Annotated in this window: 13 protein-coding genes; 6 read left to right on the forward strand and 7 right to left on the reverse strand. The window is 70.3% G+C overall.

Features of this window, described 5'->3' with window-relative positions; genetic code table 11:
• From ACIRU3_RS22330 to ACIRU3_RS22340, 3 genes are all read right to left on the reverse strand, one after another.
• Window positions 1–1,206 (reverse strand): MFS transporter, encoded by a 1,206-nt coding sequence (locus ACIRU3_RS22330; protein WP_404058747.1) that lies wholly within the window; start codon window positions 1,204–1,206, stop codon window positions 1–3.
• Between the two features lie 106 nt (window positions 1,207–1,312).
• Window positions 1,313–2,512, reverse strand: coding sequence for an aminotransferase class I/II-fold pyridoxal phosphate-dependent enzyme (locus ACIRU3_RS22335; protein ID WP_404058749.1), 1,200 nt, complete (start codon window positions 2,510–2,512; stop codon window positions 1,313–1,315).
• A gap of 288 nt (window positions 2,513–2,800) precedes the next feature.
• Window positions 2,801–3,607: a helix-turn-helix transcriptional regulator gene (locus ACIRU3_RS22340; protein ID WP_404058752.1), complete on the reverse strand. Its 807-nt coding sequence runs from the start codon at window positions 3,605–3,607 to the stop codon at window positions 2,801–2,803.
• A 397-nt stretch (window positions 3,608–4,004) separates the two neighbouring features.
• Here ACIRU3_RS22340 and ACIRU3_RS22345 point away from each other — a divergent pair, with 397 nt between their 5' ends.
• The gene (locus ACIRU3_RS22345) at window positions 4,005–5,264 is read left to right on the forward strand and encodes an NAD(P)/FAD-dependent oxidoreductase (protein ID WP_404058755.1); all 1,260 of its coding nucleotides are present in this window, start codon (window positions 4,005–4,007) and stop codon (window positions 5,262–5,264) included.
• Between the two features lie 62 nt (window positions 5,265–5,326).
• Window positions 5,327–5,851 carry a hypothetical protein gene (locus ACIRU3_RS22350; protein WP_404058758.1) on the forward strand — a complete coding sequence of 175 codons (525 nt, stop codon included), beginning with the start codon at window positions 5,327–5,329 and terminating at the stop codon, window positions 5,849–5,851.
• On the opposite strand, the gene ACIRU3_RS22355 is transcribed toward ACIRU3_RS22350, so the two are convergent.
• The 3 genes from ACIRU3_RS22355 to ACIRU3_RS22365 form a co-directional block, all read right to left on the reverse strand.
• On the reverse strand, window positions 5,814–6,998 hold the full coding sequence (locus ACIRU3_RS22355; RefSeq protein WP_404058760.1) for a serine hydrolase domain-containing protein: 1,185 nt from the start codon (window positions 6,996–6,998) through the stop codon (window positions 5,814–5,816). The genes ACIRU3_RS22350 and ACIRU3_RS22355 overlap by 38 nt on opposite strands.
• Window positions 6,999–7,298: 300 nt before the next feature.
• The gene (locus ACIRU3_RS22360) at window positions 7,299–8,009 is read right to left on the reverse strand and encodes a glycerophosphodiester phosphodiesterase (protein WP_404058762.1); all 711 of its coding nucleotides are present in this window, start codon (window positions 8,007–8,009) and stop codon (window positions 7,299–7,301) included.
• Between the two features lie 27 nt (window positions 8,010–8,036).
• The gene (locus tag ACIRU3_RS22365) at window positions 8,037–9,158 is read right to left on the reverse strand and encodes an adenosine deaminase (protein WP_404058765.1); all 1,122 of its coding nucleotides are present in this window, start codon (window positions 9,156–9,158) and stop codon (window positions 8,037–8,039) included.
• A gap of 74 nt (window positions 9,159–9,232) precedes the next feature.
• Here ACIRU3_RS22365 and ACIRU3_RS22370 point away from each other — a divergent pair, with 74 nt between their 5' ends.
• Complete coding sequence (locus ACIRU3_RS22370; RefSeq protein ID WP_404058768.1) at window positions 9,233–10,216, forward strand: DUF4190 domain-containing protein; 984 nt, start codon at window positions 9,233–9,235, stop codon at window positions 10,214–10,216.
• Window positions 10,217–10,281: 65 nt separating this feature from the next.
• Here the strand turns inward: ACIRU3_RS22370 and ACIRU3_RS22375 are convergent, their stop codons facing one another.
• Window positions 10,282–10,845: an NADAR family protein gene (locus tag ACIRU3_RS22375; protein WP_404058770.1), complete on the reverse strand. Its 564-nt coding sequence runs from the start codon at window positions 10,843–10,845 to the stop codon at window positions 10,282–10,284.
• A gap of 209 nt (window positions 10,846–11,054) precedes the next feature.
• Between ACIRU3_RS22375 and ACIRU3_RS22380 the strand changes: the two genes are divergently transcribed.
• Genes ACIRU3_RS22380 through ACIRU3_RS22390 form a run of 3 tightly spaced genes read left to right on the forward strand, consistent with a single transcriptional unit; the run spans window position 11,055 to window position 15,049 of the window.
• Complete coding sequence (locus ACIRU3_RS22380; protein ID WP_404058773.1) at window positions 11,055–12,590, forward strand: gamma-aminobutyraldehyde dehydrogenase; 1,536 nt, start codon at window positions 11,055–11,057, stop codon at window positions 12,588–12,590.
• 52 nt (window positions 12,591–12,642) lie between these two features.
• Window positions 12,643–13,890, forward strand: a complete 1,248-nt coding sequence (locus ACIRU3_RS22385) for a PotD/PotF family extracellular solute-binding protein (RefSeq protein ID WP_404058776.1) — start codon at window positions 12,643–12,645, stop codon at window positions 13,888–13,890.
• A 1-nt stretch (window position 13,891) separates the two neighbouring features.
• Window positions 13,892–15,049, forward strand: a complete 1,158-nt coding sequence (locus ACIRU3_RS22390) for an ABC transporter ATP-binding protein (RefSeq protein ID WP_404058779.1) — start codon at window positions 13,892–13,894, stop codon at window positions 15,047–15,049.
• Window positions 15,050–15,051 lie beyond the last annotated feature (2 nt).

Consider the following 15,051-nt stretch of genomic DNA (forward strand, 5'->3'; position numbering starts at 1 on the left):
TCACTTCCCTTCCGAGGGGACTGCGGAGGAGGCCGCCGAGGGGACGGCGACACGGGTCATGAGCCAGGCAGCGGCCCCCAGCGCGGCGGCGACCGTGGCCCAGGCGAGGTCGGCGTGCAGCAGCGCGGCACTGGCCGCGGCCACGCCGGCCATCGACTGCTGGACGAAGCCGCACAGGGAGACGGCGTAGGCGCCGTGGCCGTGCTGGCTGCTGACCGCGGTGGCCATGCTGTTCGGGAACAGCACGGACTGCCCGAACGTGGTCACGCAGTACAGGGCGACGAAGGCCACCAGGGCGCCACCGTCCGGCAGTCCGGGCACCGACCACAGCACGATCATCAGCACGCCGGCCGCGGTCATCACGATCGACCCCGCGTTCATCAGGCGGCCCGCGCCCGCCCTGGCCACCAGGCGGTTGACGGTCATCGCCCCGGCGAAGTAGGCCGCGCCCAGCAGGAGTCCGAGGCTTCCGTACTGGTCGGTGGCGAGCCCGAAGTGCTGCTGGAAGACGAACGGGCTGACCTCCTGCAGCAGCACGATCGTCGCGAACCCGGCACCTCCGGCCAGGGCCGGCAGCAGGAATTCCGGCTGCCTGCTGACGGCGAGGCAGATCCGCAGCACCTGCGACGGCGGCTGCACCGCACGGCTCGACTCGAACGGCACGGTGAAGGTCAGCGCCGCCGCGATGACGCCGACCGTCGCGAGGACGACGAAGCCGGTCTCCCAGTGGGAGTACCTGCCGATCAGGCCGCCGAGGAACTGGCCGCCGCCCATCGCCGTGATGAACGCGATCGACAGCACCGAAAGGCGGCGGGCCAGCTCGTCGCCGCTCCAGCGGTCACGCACCAGGATGCGGGCGATGATCGCGCTGCCGCCGGCGCCGATGCCCTGGAGCGCACGCAGCACCAGCAGGCCTTCGGGGGACCGGATCAGTGCGATCAGGCCGCTGGTGAGCACGAACAGTGCCAGGGAGGTCAGCAGCGGGCCCCGGCGGCCGTACCGGTCCGCCGCCACGCCCCAGACGACCACCGGAGCGGCGGCACCGATCACGAACGCGGAAATGGTCAGCGCCGCATAACTGCGGGAGATTCCGAAGTCGTGCGCCACGATCGGCAGCGAGGGCAGGCAGATGGTCGTCGCCATCTGGGCCATGAAGACCAGCAGGCAGGAGAGCGTCATGATGCGCCGGTGCACGTTCCGGGGCATGGTGTGCTTTTCCTCGACGGACGGCTTCGCTCCGGCCGGCGGCTTTTCTCCGGCTGTCGGTGCTTCTCCGGCCGGCCGCTCTCCGGCGACCGGAGAAATCCTCTGCTCAGCCATTCTGGCTCCGCAGGTCATTGACCAGACGGCCGAAGTGCTCGATGTCCGTCTGCGTCATTTCCGCGCGGAGCATGATGCGCAGCCCCGCCTTTCCGCGGGCGATGACGGGGAAGAAGAGGGCGGAGGTGTAGTAGCCCTCGGAAAGAAGGGTCCGGCCGATGTGGACGGTCTTCTCCTCGGAACCGATGTCGATGAACCGGATGGGCAGTCCGTCACCGCTGTTGGCGGTGGGCACCAGCGCGTCGAAGCGGTCGATGTTGTCCCGCAGCCGGTGCTGGAGTTCCTTGAGTTCGGGCGAACGGTGCAGCGCGGCGGAGGCGATGATCGCCCCGAGTCCGGCCGTGTTGATCCGCTGCGACCAGGTCAGCGGGCCGCCGTAGCGCAGGGCGAGGTCGCGGCGGCGCCGGGAGCCCTGTGGCCCGAGGAAGATCGCGCCGCCGGACGCGCCGAAGCCCTTGTTCAGCGAGGTGATGATCAGCGTGCGGTCGTTGATCTCGCCCATGGTGTCCAGGACGAGCCCGCGCCCCTGGTCGCCGCAGGTCGACACCCCGTGCGCCTCGTCGAAGAACAGGAACAGCCCGTACTTCTCCTGGAGCCCGAGGAGTTCGCGCACCGGCGCCTGTCCACCCGTGCTGTACACGCCGTCGGCCACGTAGGCGACCTTCGGATGGGTGCGGCAGAGCTCTTCCAGGGCGTCGAGGTCGTTGTGCGCGATGGTCCTGACCTCGGCCTCGTCGGCGACGCTCGGCTTCATCGCGTTCAGACAGAAGTGCGCGTGCTTGTCGAACACCATGAGCGGCGGTACGTCGTCGGTGAAGGCCCCGGACGCCACCAGGGGCAGCGCGGACCAGGCGGCCGCGGCGCAGGAGGCGAGGGTGACCGCCTCCACCCGGAACAGGTCCGAGAGCGCGTCCTCGGCGTCCTTGAGGATTCCGAAGTGCACGCGCATCCGGGAGACCGAGGTGTTCAGCGAGGCGTTGTCCGTGACGGCGTCGGCCGCCGCGCGGATCAGCGCCGGGTGGGAGTCCAGGCCGAGGTACGAGTACGACGACATGTTCAGGAACTCATGGCCGTCGGCCCGGATGGCGAAGCGCCCCCCGCCTAGGTTTCCGGCGACGATTCCGGCCATTCCGGAGTCGGCGGTGACGTTCCAGAAGTCGTTGCTTATCCCGATGGTTTTCTTGATGTTCATGAAGGCATGCAAGGTCGCTCCCGAAGCATTCCTCAGTCGAGTTCCGAGCCAGGAATCGAACCAGATCGGGGCAGACGTGTTGCCTCCAGAGGGGTCCCTGTGGGCCCGGTGATCACAGACATTCGCAACTCGGCGTAGCGAATGTCAACGGATCCGACCGGCAATGTTTTGCCGGTTGCGGATGAGCGACGGAAAGCGGACCGGCAGAAATTGCCGGTCATCGGACCGGAAAATCTTTGCCGGTCGGCGGCTGTTGAAAGCGCCGCCGACATCGGCAAGAGTGGGGGCTCAGCCGTCCTGCAGGCTGATGAAGGTGAGCCGAAGTCCGGGACAGCCCACGGGATGCAGTACCTGGGCGACGACGTCGACGGTGTGCGGAGCGAAGCGGGGGATGCGCAGACGGAAGGTGTGCCCGTCACGGTTGGCGATGATGACCGGGCCGTCGTCCCAGATCCGGCGGCACTCCGGGTCGGCGAGTGCCGTCCGCAGGATCTCGACGAGTTCGGGATGCCCCGGGTACTGCGCCATGGCGTAGCGCAGCATCGCGAGGTACGCCCGCCCGTGCCGGGGCCAGTCGGCCATCTGCTCCCGGGCCTCGGGGTCGGTCAGCCCCCACCGGATCAGGTTCGCGCCGGGGACCCGCACCCACGGGAACCACTCGGCCATGGCCTCGTTGTGGTCGAGCACGTTCCACGCGTTGTCCGTGAGGTAGGCGGGCTGCGCGGGCTGCAGGCGGAGAAGGCGTCGCAGCGGTGCCAGATCGACACCCTCACCGGGTGACACGGCGGCTAAAGGCTCGCCGCCGGCCGCGTAGAGGAAGAGGGTCGCGCGTTCGTCCGCGCACAGCCGCAGCGCGTCCGCGAGCCCGGTCAGCGTCCGCGCGTCCAGCCGGGGTGTGGCCCCGCGTTCGAGGTCCCGGTACCAGCGTTCGCTCATGCCGACCTCGGCGGCGACCTCCACCTGCGGAAGGGGCTTGCCGAGGCCCAGATTGCGGCCCGCTCGCGCCCGCCAGGCGCGCAGGAGCACCGCGAGCCCCACCCCCTCGTCCGGCAGCTGTCCGAGCCCGGTCCGGTCTGTGGAGTTGTCGTGCTGCATGAAATGGGCCTCTGGTCCGACTGCTTCCTTGTGCCGTAGCTCAGGCGGAGCGGTCGGCGTGGGGTTCCGTACAACGACCCCGCCTGCACGGTCGCGAAACGATCACCGCATGTCAGGTACCCCGCACAAGGGTAACCCGGCGGCCCCACCGGTCCCGCGCCCGTGGACGGCTCCCCTGTCCGCGCGAAGGGGCGGGCGGCCACCGTCCGAGTGCTTCCCGAGCCCCGTTTCCGGCTGGCCAACGGGGCCGTTGACCCGGGTGGACGCCTTGGCCGACGTAGGTGGGAGACGACATGACAGCAGATCGCCCTTGGGGCAGGGCCGTGGTCATCGGCGGCAGCTACGCGGGGCTGGTGACCGCCCGGGTGCTGACCGAGTTCTTCGGGAGGTCGTCCTGGTGGAACGCGACGCGGTCGACGGGGACACCGGCACCCATCCCGGCGCCCCGCAGGGCTACCACGCGCACGCGATGCTGGCCCGGGGCGGCGAGATCCTGGAGCGGCTGTTCCCGGGACTGCGCGAGGAGCTGAGGGAGGCGGGTGCACCGGTCTTCGACTACGGGGAAGGGATCGACTTCCTGCTGCCCGTCGGGCTCGCGCCCCGACAGCGCACGGGCGTCCGGATCCAGACCTTCACCCGTGACGAACTGGAGCGCCGGCTGCGGCGCAAAGTGCTCGCACGGCCCGAGGTCACGCTGATGGCGTCCACCCGGTGCGAGGGTCTGACCCGGGACCCTTCGGGGCGGGTGAGCGGGGTGACCTGCCGGCGGCGGGGTGAGGAGGAGCCCTTCGGGGTGGCCGCCGATCTGGTGGCCGACGCCTCCGGCCGGTCCAGCGCGCTGGGGGACTGGCTGGGCGCGATGGGGGTCGCCGTACCGCCGAAGCGCACCGTGCGGGCGAAGGTCACGTACACCTCGATGAACTTCGACCGGCCCGAGGAGAGCCACCCCGACCACCCGGACTTCTACATCGCCTACCAGATGCTGTTCGCTCCCCGGGTCTCCCGGGCCGGAGTTCTGCTGGCCGTCGAACGGAACCGGTGGACGTGCTCGCTGTTCGGCTTCGAGGACCAGCCGCCGACCGACGACAAGGGCTATCTGGCCTTCGCGGAGAGTCTGGACAACCCGCGCCTGGCCCAGCATGTGGGCCGGCGCACCGTCCAGGAGTCCACCCACCGCTACACCAACGTCGACAACCAGTGGCGGCCCTACCACGCCGTCCGGAACTGGCCGGACGGGCTGATTGCGGTCGGCGACGCCGTCTGCGTCTTCAACCCCGTCTACGGCCAGGGGCTGACGGTGGCCGCGATGGAGGCGGAGCTGCTGCAGGGGATGCTGGCCGGCCGCCGCGGGGCGGGGAGGCGACTGGACGGGCTGGCCGGTGACTTCCAGAAGAAGCTGGGCCGGCTGCTGCTGGGCCCGTGGACGCTGTCCACCAACTCGGACCTGATGTGGAACCCGGACCGTCAGCCCCTGGCCGCGCGTTTCGCCCACTGGTACAACACGCGTCTCTTCCGTGTGGCGGTGAAGGACGCGGCCGTGTGGTCGCGATTCGTCCGGGTGGTGAACATGGTGGCCTCCCCGGTCCTGCTGTTCCACCCGGCGGTGGCCGTGAAGGTGCTGGCGGCCGCGTTCACCTCGCGGTCGAAGGGGAACTGACCGTCCGTCCTGCACGCAGGGGCGGTTTTGAACGTGTTCAAATGAAGGCGTACGCTCCTGCCATGAGCGACAGAGCCGCCCTGCTGAAGGGCATTCGCGTCTGGCTGGTCTTCTTCGTGGTGTGCCTCGTGCTCAGCGGGGCCACCGCCTTTCCCCTGGTCCACGAACTGCGCTGGACCGAGGGCGCCTTGCGGGCGCTGTCCGTGCCCGAGTACCTGCCAGGGCTCATGGACTGGATCTCGCGCGTGCGGGACGGGCTCGACACCGTCGACGCCGACTACCCCTTCGTGCTGTACGGGACGGACTGGCTGGCCTTCGCGCACCTCGTCATCGCGGTCGCCTTCTACGGACCGTACCGGGACCCGGTCCGCAACATCTGGGTGATCGAGTTCGGGATGATCGCCTGCGCCGGGATCATCCCGCTCGCGCTCGTGTGCGGACCGGTCCGGGGGATTCCCCTCTGGTGGAGCCTGATCGACATGTCGTTCGGGGTGTTCGGAGTCCTCCCGCTGTACGTCGTACGCAGGAAGATCAAGCGGCTGGAGGCGCTCAGCGCGCCGGCGGCCGTTCCGGCTCCTGCTGCTTGAGGGTGGCCGTGAGGATGCGCTGGGCGACAGGGTTCATCGACTCGCCCTTGGCGTCCGTCGAGTTGACCGAGTAGACGAGGGTGCGGCTCAGGTCTTGGGTGGCGGCGACGGCCGTGCTGTAGCCGTGACGGGCCCCCGACTTGACCCAGTACACCGTGTTCTCGTACTCGAACCGCTGGAGTCCGGCGCTGTAGGTGGCGCCGGGGATGTTCGCCGGCACCCTGAACATCTCCCGCAGCTGCGGTCCGGGGACGATCCGGCCCTGGAACAGTGCCGTGATCAGCCGCTCAAGGTCGGCGGTCGTGGAGATCATGTCGCCCGCCGCCCAGCGGTCGGCCTGGTTCCAGTCCGTGACGTCCACGAATCGCCTGCTCCCGTCGGCGTCCTTCACCAGCTGGTAGCCGCGGTTGTGCGGGCCGTGGATCCGGGGGTCGGTGCCGGGGAAACGGGTGTGGCGCATACCGGCCGGGCGCAGTACCAGCCGGGTCGCCTCGTGCGCGTACGAGTGTCCCGTCACCTTCTCGATCAGCATCCCGAGAATCGTGTAGTTGATGTTCAGGTAGTCCTGCTGCTCACCGGGGGCGAACTCCGGGCCCTTCGCCACCGCCGACGCCACCACCTGGGCCGGGGTCAGCGTGTCGAAGCGGTGTGCGTACTGGTCCGCGAAGTCGTCGCCCCAGCCGTCGCCCGGCTGGATGCCGCTGGTGTGGTTCAGCAACTGCCGTACGGAGACGGGACCGAACGCCGGGGTGAGCAGCCCCGGCACGTAGTGCTGGACCGGCGTGTCCAGGTCGACCCTGCCCTCGGCGGCCAGCCGCAGCACGGTCGCCGCCGTCACCACCTTGGTCGTCGAACCGGCGCGGAAGAGGGCGTCGGGGTCCGCCGCCCGGCCGCTCGCCAGGTCGTGCACACCCGCGCTGCCCCGCCAGGTGCCGTCGGTGCCGCCGACCCGAACCAGCGCGGCGGTGGCGTCGGCGTCGGGCAGGCCGGCGAGCGCGGCGCTCAGTTCCCCGGGGTGCGGGACGGGCCTCGTCCCGCGCGCGGACGCCTCGCCCGGTGCCGCCGAGGCCGGAGCCGTCAGTGGGCCGGCCGCGAGGGCCAGGGCGAGGGACGCGGCGAGGACGTGGCGGCGGCTGCGCGAGCGCATACGGTGCTCCTTCAGGGGGCGGCGAGCAGTACGTGATCATCCTCGGGACTCGCGGCGCCGCCCGGATCGTCGGCGAGGAGGGGGCCGACCCTGACCGGTCCCCGGTCAACAGCCGGGAAAAACAGACAAGTTGTAAGGGTGAGCCCCTAGGGTTCCTGCCTCGCGCGAGTCCGGGGCGTCCGGCCGGAGAGCTGACCCGTGCGCGCTGAGCAGGGCTGCCGAAAAGGCGCGACGGCAGGGACTCGGCGCCCGCCCCGCAGTACGTCACCCGCACCGAGCCCGCCGACCCGTCGAGGGGGCTCAGCGCTCGTTGCCGGACAGGCCCTGGTCGCCGTTGCGCAGGGCGTGCAGGGTGTCGACGCGGTTCGTGGTGATCGAGTCGGCGCCCAGGTCGAGGAGGCGGCGCATGGAGCGGCGGGTGTCCGGGGTCCAGACGGACAGGAGGTACCCGTCGTGGTGGACGCGGGCCGCCAGGTCGCGGTCGACCAGGGAGAAGCGGTAGTTGAGCCAGCGGGGGCGCACCGCGGCCAGCAGCGCCGGCCGCGGCGGGGCCAGGGTCGTCCAGGTCAGCGCGATCTCGGCGGACGGATCGGCGGCACGCACGGCGAGCATGGCCTCGGCGTGCGCGCAGTAGTACACGCGGTCCCGGGCCCCGCTCTGCCGCACCACGTCCATGACCTGCTGCACGGTCCGGCGATCCACCCGGCCGCACAGGTCGACCATCACCCGGCTGTCGTCGGTCGCGGTCAGCGCCTCCGCCAGCGTCGGCACCCCGCCCGCCGTGAGCCCGCGCACCTCCTCGGCCGACAGGGCGAGCAGCGGCCGGTCGTGTTCCCACAGCCGCTTCAGCGTCCCGTCGTGCAGCAGCACGGGGACGCCGTCACGGGTGAGCCGTACGTCGATCTCGACCGCGTCCGCGCCCAGGTCGAGCGCGGCACGCAGCGAGTCGAGGGTGTTCTCGCGGAATCGGTAGGGGGCACCGCGGTGGGCCACGGCGGTCAGCGTCTGCATGGCCCCATTGTGGCCATGACGCACCGATCAGGGGGCGAGCCAGGTGGTGGTGTACGTGTCGATCTCCCGCGCGATCCGGGCCTTGCCCGCCGCGTCGAGGAAGGACGCCTCCACGCCGTTCTTCGCCAGGTCGGCCAGGCCCCGCTCGTCCAGGTCGAGGAGGCGGGCGGCCACCGCGTACTCGGTGTTGAGGTCGGTGCCGAACATCGGCGGGTCGTCGGAGTTGATCGTGACCAGCACGCCGGCCCGGGTGAACTCCTTGATCGGGTGCTCGTCCAGGGTGCGGACCGCGCGGGTGGCGATGTTGGAGGTCGGGCAGACCTCCAGCGGGATGCGGTGCTCGGCGAGATGGGCGAGCAGCTCGGGGTCCTGCGCCGAACTGGTGCCGTGCCCGATCCGCTCGGCCCGCAGCTCGGTCAGCGCGTCCCACACCGTCTCCGGGCCGGTCGTCTCCCCGGCGTGCGGAACGGAGTGCAGGCCCGCGGCGATGGCCCGGTCGAAGTACGGCTTGAACTGCGGCCGGGGGACGCCGATCTCGGGCCCGCCGAGCCCGAACGACACCAGGCCCTCCGGACGGATCCGGTCGGCGGTGGCGAGGCGGGTGGTCTCCTCGGCGGCCTCCAGACCGGCCTCGCCGGGGATGTCGAAGCACCAGCGCAGTACGGTCCCGAACTCGGACTCGGCCTCCTTGCGCGCGTCCTCGATCGCGGCCATGAAGGCCGATTCGTCGATGCCGCGCCGGGTCGAGGAGAACGGGGTGATGGTCAGCTCGGCGTACCGCACCTGCTGCCGGGCCAGGTCGCGGGCCACCTCGTAGGTCAGCAGCCGGACGTCCTCGGGCGTGCGGATCAGGTCCACGACGGACAGGTACACCTCGATGAAGTGCGCGAAGTCCGTGAACGTGAAGTAGTCGACCAGGGCCTCGGGGTCGGTGGGGACCTTGGAGTCGGGGTGGCGGGCGGCCAGCTCCGAGACGATGCGCGGGGAGGCGGAGCCCACGTGGTGGACGTGCAGCTCGGCCTTGGGCAGTCCGGCGATGAAGGCGTGCAGATCGCGGTCGGTCAAGGGTTCCTCCCCGGGAACGGCGCCCGCGGAGCGAGGTCCGTGTTCCGGGCGCGGGTGATCGGCTGATCGGTGACTCGGGATCATCGTAGGCCCCGGCCTGCGGCGGCCGGACCCTCGCCGTAGCATGACAGGCAATCGATCACAGGGGGGCCTGAGCCATGTCCGACGAGGTGCCACAGCCGACGTCACCGGAGCACAGCGCCGGGGACCGGCCCACCTCACCTCGGGTCTCCCTGGACAAGGGGGCCGGGCAACAGCCTGTCGAGGACCGGCGGGCTGAGCAGCTGGAACAGGGGGAGCGGCAGCCGGTGCAGGACCGGCCGGGGGCGGCGCCGTCCGTGAGCACGGATCCCTGGGCGACTCCGGCGAGCCGGCAGGGCGCCGGCGACACCGTCTTCTCCGGCCCGGCCGGGACCGGGGCACCGCACCCTTCCGTCCACGACCAGCAGACGGTCACCTCCTTCCCCACCCCGGACGCGCCCGCCGACGCGGTGCCACCGGCCTGGGCCAAGCCGGCCGACCCGTTCGCGCCCCCGGCCTCCGCACCGTCCTCCGCCGCCCCGGCGAACCCGTTCGCACCCCCGGCGAACCCGTTCGCACCCCCGGCGAACCCCTTCGCCCCGCCGGGAACCCCGGCGACGCCCTACGCTCCTCCGGTCGCCCCGGGCAACCCGTACGGGCCGCCCTCGGCACCCGGGGCCCCGCCCCAGGGCGTGGCCCCCGTCCCCCCGCCGCCGATATCCCCCGACGGCCCGGGACAGGTGCCGTACGGCTACCCGGCTGCGGGGCCGGCGGCCTACGCCTACCCGGCCCCGCAGCCGGGCTACGGCGGACCCGGCATCCCCGCCTACCCAGCGGCCCACGGCTACGCCTGGCCCGGCCTGCCGCCGCAGCCGAACAATGGCATGGGCACGGCCTCCCTGGTGCTGGGCATCCTGGCGACGGTCGGCTTCTGCGCATGGCCGCTGGCTCTGGTGATGGGCGTCGTGGCCGTGATCCTCGGTGCCCTGGGCCGCGGCAAGGCCCGCCGCGGCGAGGCCACCAATCCGGGCGTGGCCCTGGCGGGAATCATCTGCGGTGCCACGGGCGTCGTGCTGGTCCTGGGACTGTTCGCGTTCCTCATCGCCAACTACAAATACTGACCCGCATCTACAACACCTGATCCGCCGCCCCCACCGGCCGGCAGGTCAGCCCCGGCCGGACCGGCTCACGACCCGGCTCCGGCCAACCTCTCCCGCGCCTCCATCAGGGCGAAGCCCAGCAGGTTCGGCCCCCGCCAGCGCTCGGGGTCCGAGGCCGCCGTGTCGTCCGCGGTCAGGCCGATGCCCCAGATGCGGTCCACGGGGCTCGCCTCCACCAGGACCCGGTTGCCGGTGCCCAGCAGGAACACCCGCAGGCCGTCGTCCGAGGCGAACTTGTGGACGCTGCCCTCGACCACGATCCGGAAGCGCTCCCGCTCCCATATCGCCTGGTCGAAGTCGCGGACCAGCCGCCCCTCCTTCTTGGCCTCGGCGGGATGCTCCGCGGCCAGCACCCGGCGCTCCGCCTCCGCGTCCCCGAACAGCCGCGCCTTGGCGGCCATCATCCAGTGCTCGGCCGTCGCGTATCCGACATCGTCGACCACGAAGGGTGACGGCCACCACTGGCTCAGACAGCTCGCGCCGATCCGGCCGTCCGGCTGCGGCCGGTGTCCCCAGAAGTGGAGGTACTTGATACGGGTGCCTGCCCGGACCTCCCTGATCAGGGCTTCCACCCCGTCGATCTTTCCCATGCACGCGAGTGTGGCACGCACCACTGACACTACGTCCGTCCTTTTCCGCGACGACTCGACACCTGGTCGACAGATTCCGTCGCGTAACCAAAAGGCAACAACGGAATCACTTGTTGGAGTCCTATTGCTCTGTCAGGATCGGCAGTCAATTCGAGCTGGAGCTACGCCACCCGCCCTCGGGACGGGGCGAACGGCACAGGAGAAGCGACATGCAGAACCCGGGCAGCGCCACCCCGGAACGATTCCCCGCGCAGGAGCGCCTCGCGGACGGTGCGCAGTTCATCGCCGGCCGGCTGACGAAGGGCACCTCCGGTCGCACCCATGCCGTGGTCGACCCCGCCACCGGTGCGGAGGTGTACACCTACGAGCTGGCCGGGACGGACGACGTCGAGGCGGCCGTCGCCGCCGCGCGCGAGGCCTTCCCGGGCTGGGCCGCCACCACCCCCGGCGAACGCTCCGACGCCCTGCACCGGTTCGCCGCCGTGCTCGCCGACCGTGCCGAGGAGTTCGCGCGCGCCGAGTCCCTGCAGTGCGGCAAGCCGCTGAAGCTGACCCGTGAGTTCGACGTACCGGGAACCATCGACAACATCGCCTTCTTCGCCGGTGCCGCACGGCATCTGCAGGGGCAGTCGGCCGGTGAGTACTCGGGCGACCACACGTCGTACGTCCGCCGCGAGCCGATCGGCGTCGTCGGGTCCATCGCCCCCTGGAACTACCCGCTGCAGATGGCCGCCTGGAAGATCCTTCCGGCGATCGCCGCGGGCAACACCATCGTGCTCAAGCCCGCCGAACTGACCCCGCTGACCTCGCTTCTGTTCGCCGAGGCCGCCACGGACGCGGGCATCCCGGACGGCGTGATCAACATCGTCACCGGCACCGGGAAGGAAGCCGGTGAGCACCTCGTCGGGCACCCCGACGTCGCCATGACCTCCTTCACCGGGTCCACCGCCGTCGGCAAGCGGGTCGCCGAGATCGCCACCGCCACGGTCAAGCGCCTCCATCTGGAGCTGGGCGGCAAGGCCCCCTTCGTCGTCTTCGACGACGCCGACCTGGAGGCCGCGGCGAACGGCGCGGTCGCGGGCGCGCTCATCAACACCGGGCAGGACTGCACGGCCGCCACGCGCGCGTACGTGCAGCGACCGCTGTACGAGGCGTTCGTGGAGCGGACGGCCGCCCTGATGGAGACCGTGCGGCTCGGCGATCCCTTCGTTCCCGGCACCGACCTCGGACCGCTCATCTCGCACGTCCAGCGCGACCGGGTCGCCGGCTTCGTGGACCGGGCGCGTGCCTACGCGCGCGTGGTGACCGGCGGCGAGGCTCCGCGGGGGGACCTCGAGGACGGCGCCTACTACCGGCCCACCCTGGTCGCCGACGCGGCCCAGGACAGCGAGATCGTCCAGTCCGAGATCTTCGGTCCTGTACTGGTCGTACTGCCGTTCGACGGTGATGATGAAGGCATCCGGCTGGCCAACGACACCCCGTACGGCCTCGCCGCCTCCGCCTGGAGCAGCAATGTCTACCGGGCCAACCGCGCCACCCGCGAGATCAAGGCGGGCTGTGTGTGGATCAACGACCACATTCCGATCATCAGCGAAATGCCGCACGGCGGCTACAAGGCCTCCGGCTTCGGCAAGGACATGTCGGCGTACTCATTCGAGGAGTACACGCAGGTCAAGCACGTAATGTTCGACAACACCGCGGTGGCGAGGAAGGACTGGCACCGCACGATCTTCGGGGACCGCTAGAGACGACCCGGCCCGTGACCGGGCCGATCCCTCCCGAAAGGGCACCACGCGCATGGAGCAGTACGAGCCCGACCGCCTGACCCCGGCCCAAGCGGCCGCCATGCGGCGCAGCCTGCGCAACGGCCGCGCCGCGATGACCCGCCGGTCGCTGCTGCGCGCCTCCGCGGGCGGCGCGCTCACGGTCGGCGGACTCGGGGCGCTGAGCGCCTGCGGGATCCCCGCGGCGGGCAAGACGCAGGGCGGCACGTCCGCCGAGGACCACTCGGTCCAGGAGAGGGCCGTGAACTTCTCCAACTGGACCGAGTACATCGACGTCGACGACAGCGGCAAGCACCACCCGACGCTCGACGCCTTCCACAGGCGGACCGGCATCTCGGTCAAGTACACCGAGGACATCAACGACAACAACGAGTTCTTCGGCAAGATCAAGCCGCAGCTCGGCGCGGGCCAGGACACCGGCCGCGACATCATCGTCCTCACCGACTGGTTGGCGGCCCGGCTGATCCGCCTCGGCTGGGTCCAGAAACTGGACCCGTCCAACCTGCCGCACGCCTACACCAACCTGTCGTCCCAGTTCCGTGACCCGGACTGGGACCCCGGCCGCGCCTACTCCTACCCGTGGCAGGGCATCTCGACGGTCATCGCCTACAACAAGAAGGCGCTGGACGGCATCGAGGTGAAGTCGGTCTCCGACCTGCTCGACAACCCCAGGCTCAAGGGCCGCGTCGGCTTCCTGTCGGAGATGCGCGACAGCATCGGCATGACCCTGCTGGACATGGGCAAGGACCCGGCGAACTTCACCGACGACGACTACGACGCGGTGATCGCACGGCTGCAGAAGGCCGTGGACAAGGGGCAGATCCGCCGCTTCACCGGCAACGACTACACCTCGGACCTCACCAAGGGCGACTTCGCGGCCTGCGTCGCCTGGGCCGGAGACGTGGTCCAGCTCAAGGCGGACAGCCCGGACGTCGACTTCGTCATCCCGGACAGCGGCTACATGACGTCGACCGACAACATGCTGATCCCCAACAAGGCGCGCCACAAGACGAATGCCGAACGGCTGATCGACTTCTACTACGAGCCGGAACAGGCCGCCGCGCTCGCCGCCTACATCAACTACGTCAGTCCGGTCGACGGTGTGAAGCCCTACCTTGCGAAGATCGACAAGGCTGCGGCGGACAATCCGCTGATCGTTCCCGACAAGGCCATGCAGGCAAAGTCCCACGCCTTCCGCTCCTTGAGCCAGAAGGAAGAGACGGCCTACGAAGAGAAGTTCGCGAAGCTCACAGGGGCGTGACATGAAGACGACGACAGACAGCAGCGGCGACGTCCGCCTCACCGGGATCGGCAAGACCTACGGCGCCTTCACCGCCGTACACCCGCTGGACCTGACCGTTCCGCAGGGCTCCTTCTTCGCCCTGCTCGGCGCCTCGGGCTGTGGCAAGACGACCACACTGCGCATGATCGCCGGGCTGGAGGAACCTTCCTGCGGAACGGTGTACCTCGGCGACCAGGACGTCACGCACCTGCCGCCGTACAAACGGCCGGTCAACACGGTCTTCCAGTCCTACGCCCTCTTCCCGCACCTCGACATCTTCGAGAACGTCGCCTTCGGTCTGCGCCGACGCGGCATCAAGAGCGTGAAGAAGCAGGTCGAGGAGATGCTGGAGCTGGTCCAGCTCGGCGAGCAGGCGCGCAAGAAGCCGCACCAGCTCTCCGGTGGCCAGCAGCAGCGTGTCGCGGTGGCCCGGGCGCTGATCAACCACCCGAAGGTGCTCCTGCTCGACGAGCCCCTCGGCGCCCTCGACCTGAAGCTGCGCCGCCAGATGCAGCTGGAGCTCAAGCGCATCCAGACCGAGGTCGGCATCACCTTCATCCATGTCACGCACGACCAGGAGGAGGCCATGACCATGGCCGACACGGTCGCCGTGATGAACGCCGGCCGCGTCGAGCAGCTCGGCGCGCCCACCGACCTGTACGAGAACCCTCAGACCACCTTCGTCGCGAACTTCCTCGGCACCTCGAACCTGATCGAGGCCGAGGTCGACTCCAAGAGCGGTGACGACATCGTGCTGAAGGCGGGCGGCGGCAAGCTGGTGCTGCCCGGGGCACGCTGTTCCGCCCCGACGACGACCGGCGGCAAGGTGCTGGTGGGCATCCGCCCGGAGAAGATCTCCCTCACCCACGCCGACGACGCGGGCGAGATCCCCGAGGGCCGCAACCGCATCACCGGCAAGATCGCCGACTCCAGCTTCATCGGGGTCTCCACGCAGTATGTGATCGACAGCCCGGTCTGCCCCGAGTTCGAGGTCTACGCCCAGAACATCGACCGCGACGCCCGTCTGGTGCCCGGCGCCGACGTGGTTCTGCACTGGAACCCGTCCCACACCTTCGGCCTGGACGCGGCCCAGGACATCGACGCCGGCGTGGAGACCGTCGAGGAAGAGGCCGCATAGAC

Source organism: Streptomyces sp. NPDC101151, from assembly GCF_044768335.1.
Taxonomy (GTDB): domain Bacteria; phylum Actinomycetota; class Actinomycetes; order Streptomycetales; family Streptomycetaceae; genus Streptomyces.

What these genes read in the sequence shown, in the direction of transcription:
- ACIRU3_RS22390 (WP_404058779.1), top strand. Translation starts at nt 13,892, where the DNA reads ATGAAGACGACGACAGACAGCAGCGGCGACGTCCGCCTCACCGGGATC.
- ACIRU3_RS22340 (WP_404058752.1), bottom strand. Translation starts at nt 3,607, where the DNA reads ATGCAGCACGACAACTCCACAGACCGGACCGGGCTCGGACAGCTGCCG.
- ACIRU3_RS22355 (WP_404058760.1), bottom strand. Translation starts at nt 6,998, where the DNA reads ATGCGCTCGCGCAGCCGCCGCCACGTCCTCGCCGCGTCCCTCGCCCTG.
- ACIRU3_RS22350 (WP_404058758.1), top strand. Translation starts at nt 5,327, where the DNA reads ATGAGCGACAGAGCCGCCCTGCTGAAGGGCATTCGCGTCTGGCTGGTC.
- ACIRU3_RS22375 (WP_404058770.1), bottom strand. Translation starts at nt 10,845, where the DNA reads ATGGGAAAGATCGACGGGGTGGAAGCCCTGATCAGGGAGGTCCGGGCA.
- ACIRU3_RS22330 (WP_404058747.1), bottom strand. Translation starts at nt 1,206, where the DNA reads ATGCCCCGGAACGTGCACCGGCGCATCATGACGCTCTCCTGCCTGCTG.
- ACIRU3_RS22360 (WP_404058762.1), bottom strand. Translation starts at nt 8,009, where the DNA reads ATGCAGACGCTGACCGCCGTGGCCCACCGCGGTGCCCCCTACCGATTC.
- ACIRU3_RS22365 (WP_404058765.1), bottom strand. Translation starts at nt 9,158, where the DNA reads ATGATCCCGAGTCACCGATCAGCCGATCACCCGCGCCCGGAACACGGA.
- ACIRU3_RS22335 (WP_404058749.1), bottom strand. Translation starts at nt 2,512, where the DNA reads ATGAACATCAAGAAAACCATCGGGATAAGCAACGACTTCTGGAACGTC.
- ACIRU3_RS22385 (WP_404058776.1), top strand. Translation starts at nt 12,643, where the DNA reads ATGGAGCAGTACGAGCCCGACCGCCTGACCCCGGCCCAAGCGGCCGCC.
- ACIRU3_RS22380 (WP_404058773.1), top strand. Translation starts at nt 11,055, where the DNA reads ATGCAGAACCCGGGCAGCGCCACCCCGGAACGATTCCCCGCGCAGGAG.
- ACIRU3_RS22370 (WP_404058768.1), top strand. Translation starts at nt 9,233, where the DNA reads ATGTCCGACGAGGTGCCACAGCCGACGTCACCGGAGCACAGCGCCGGG.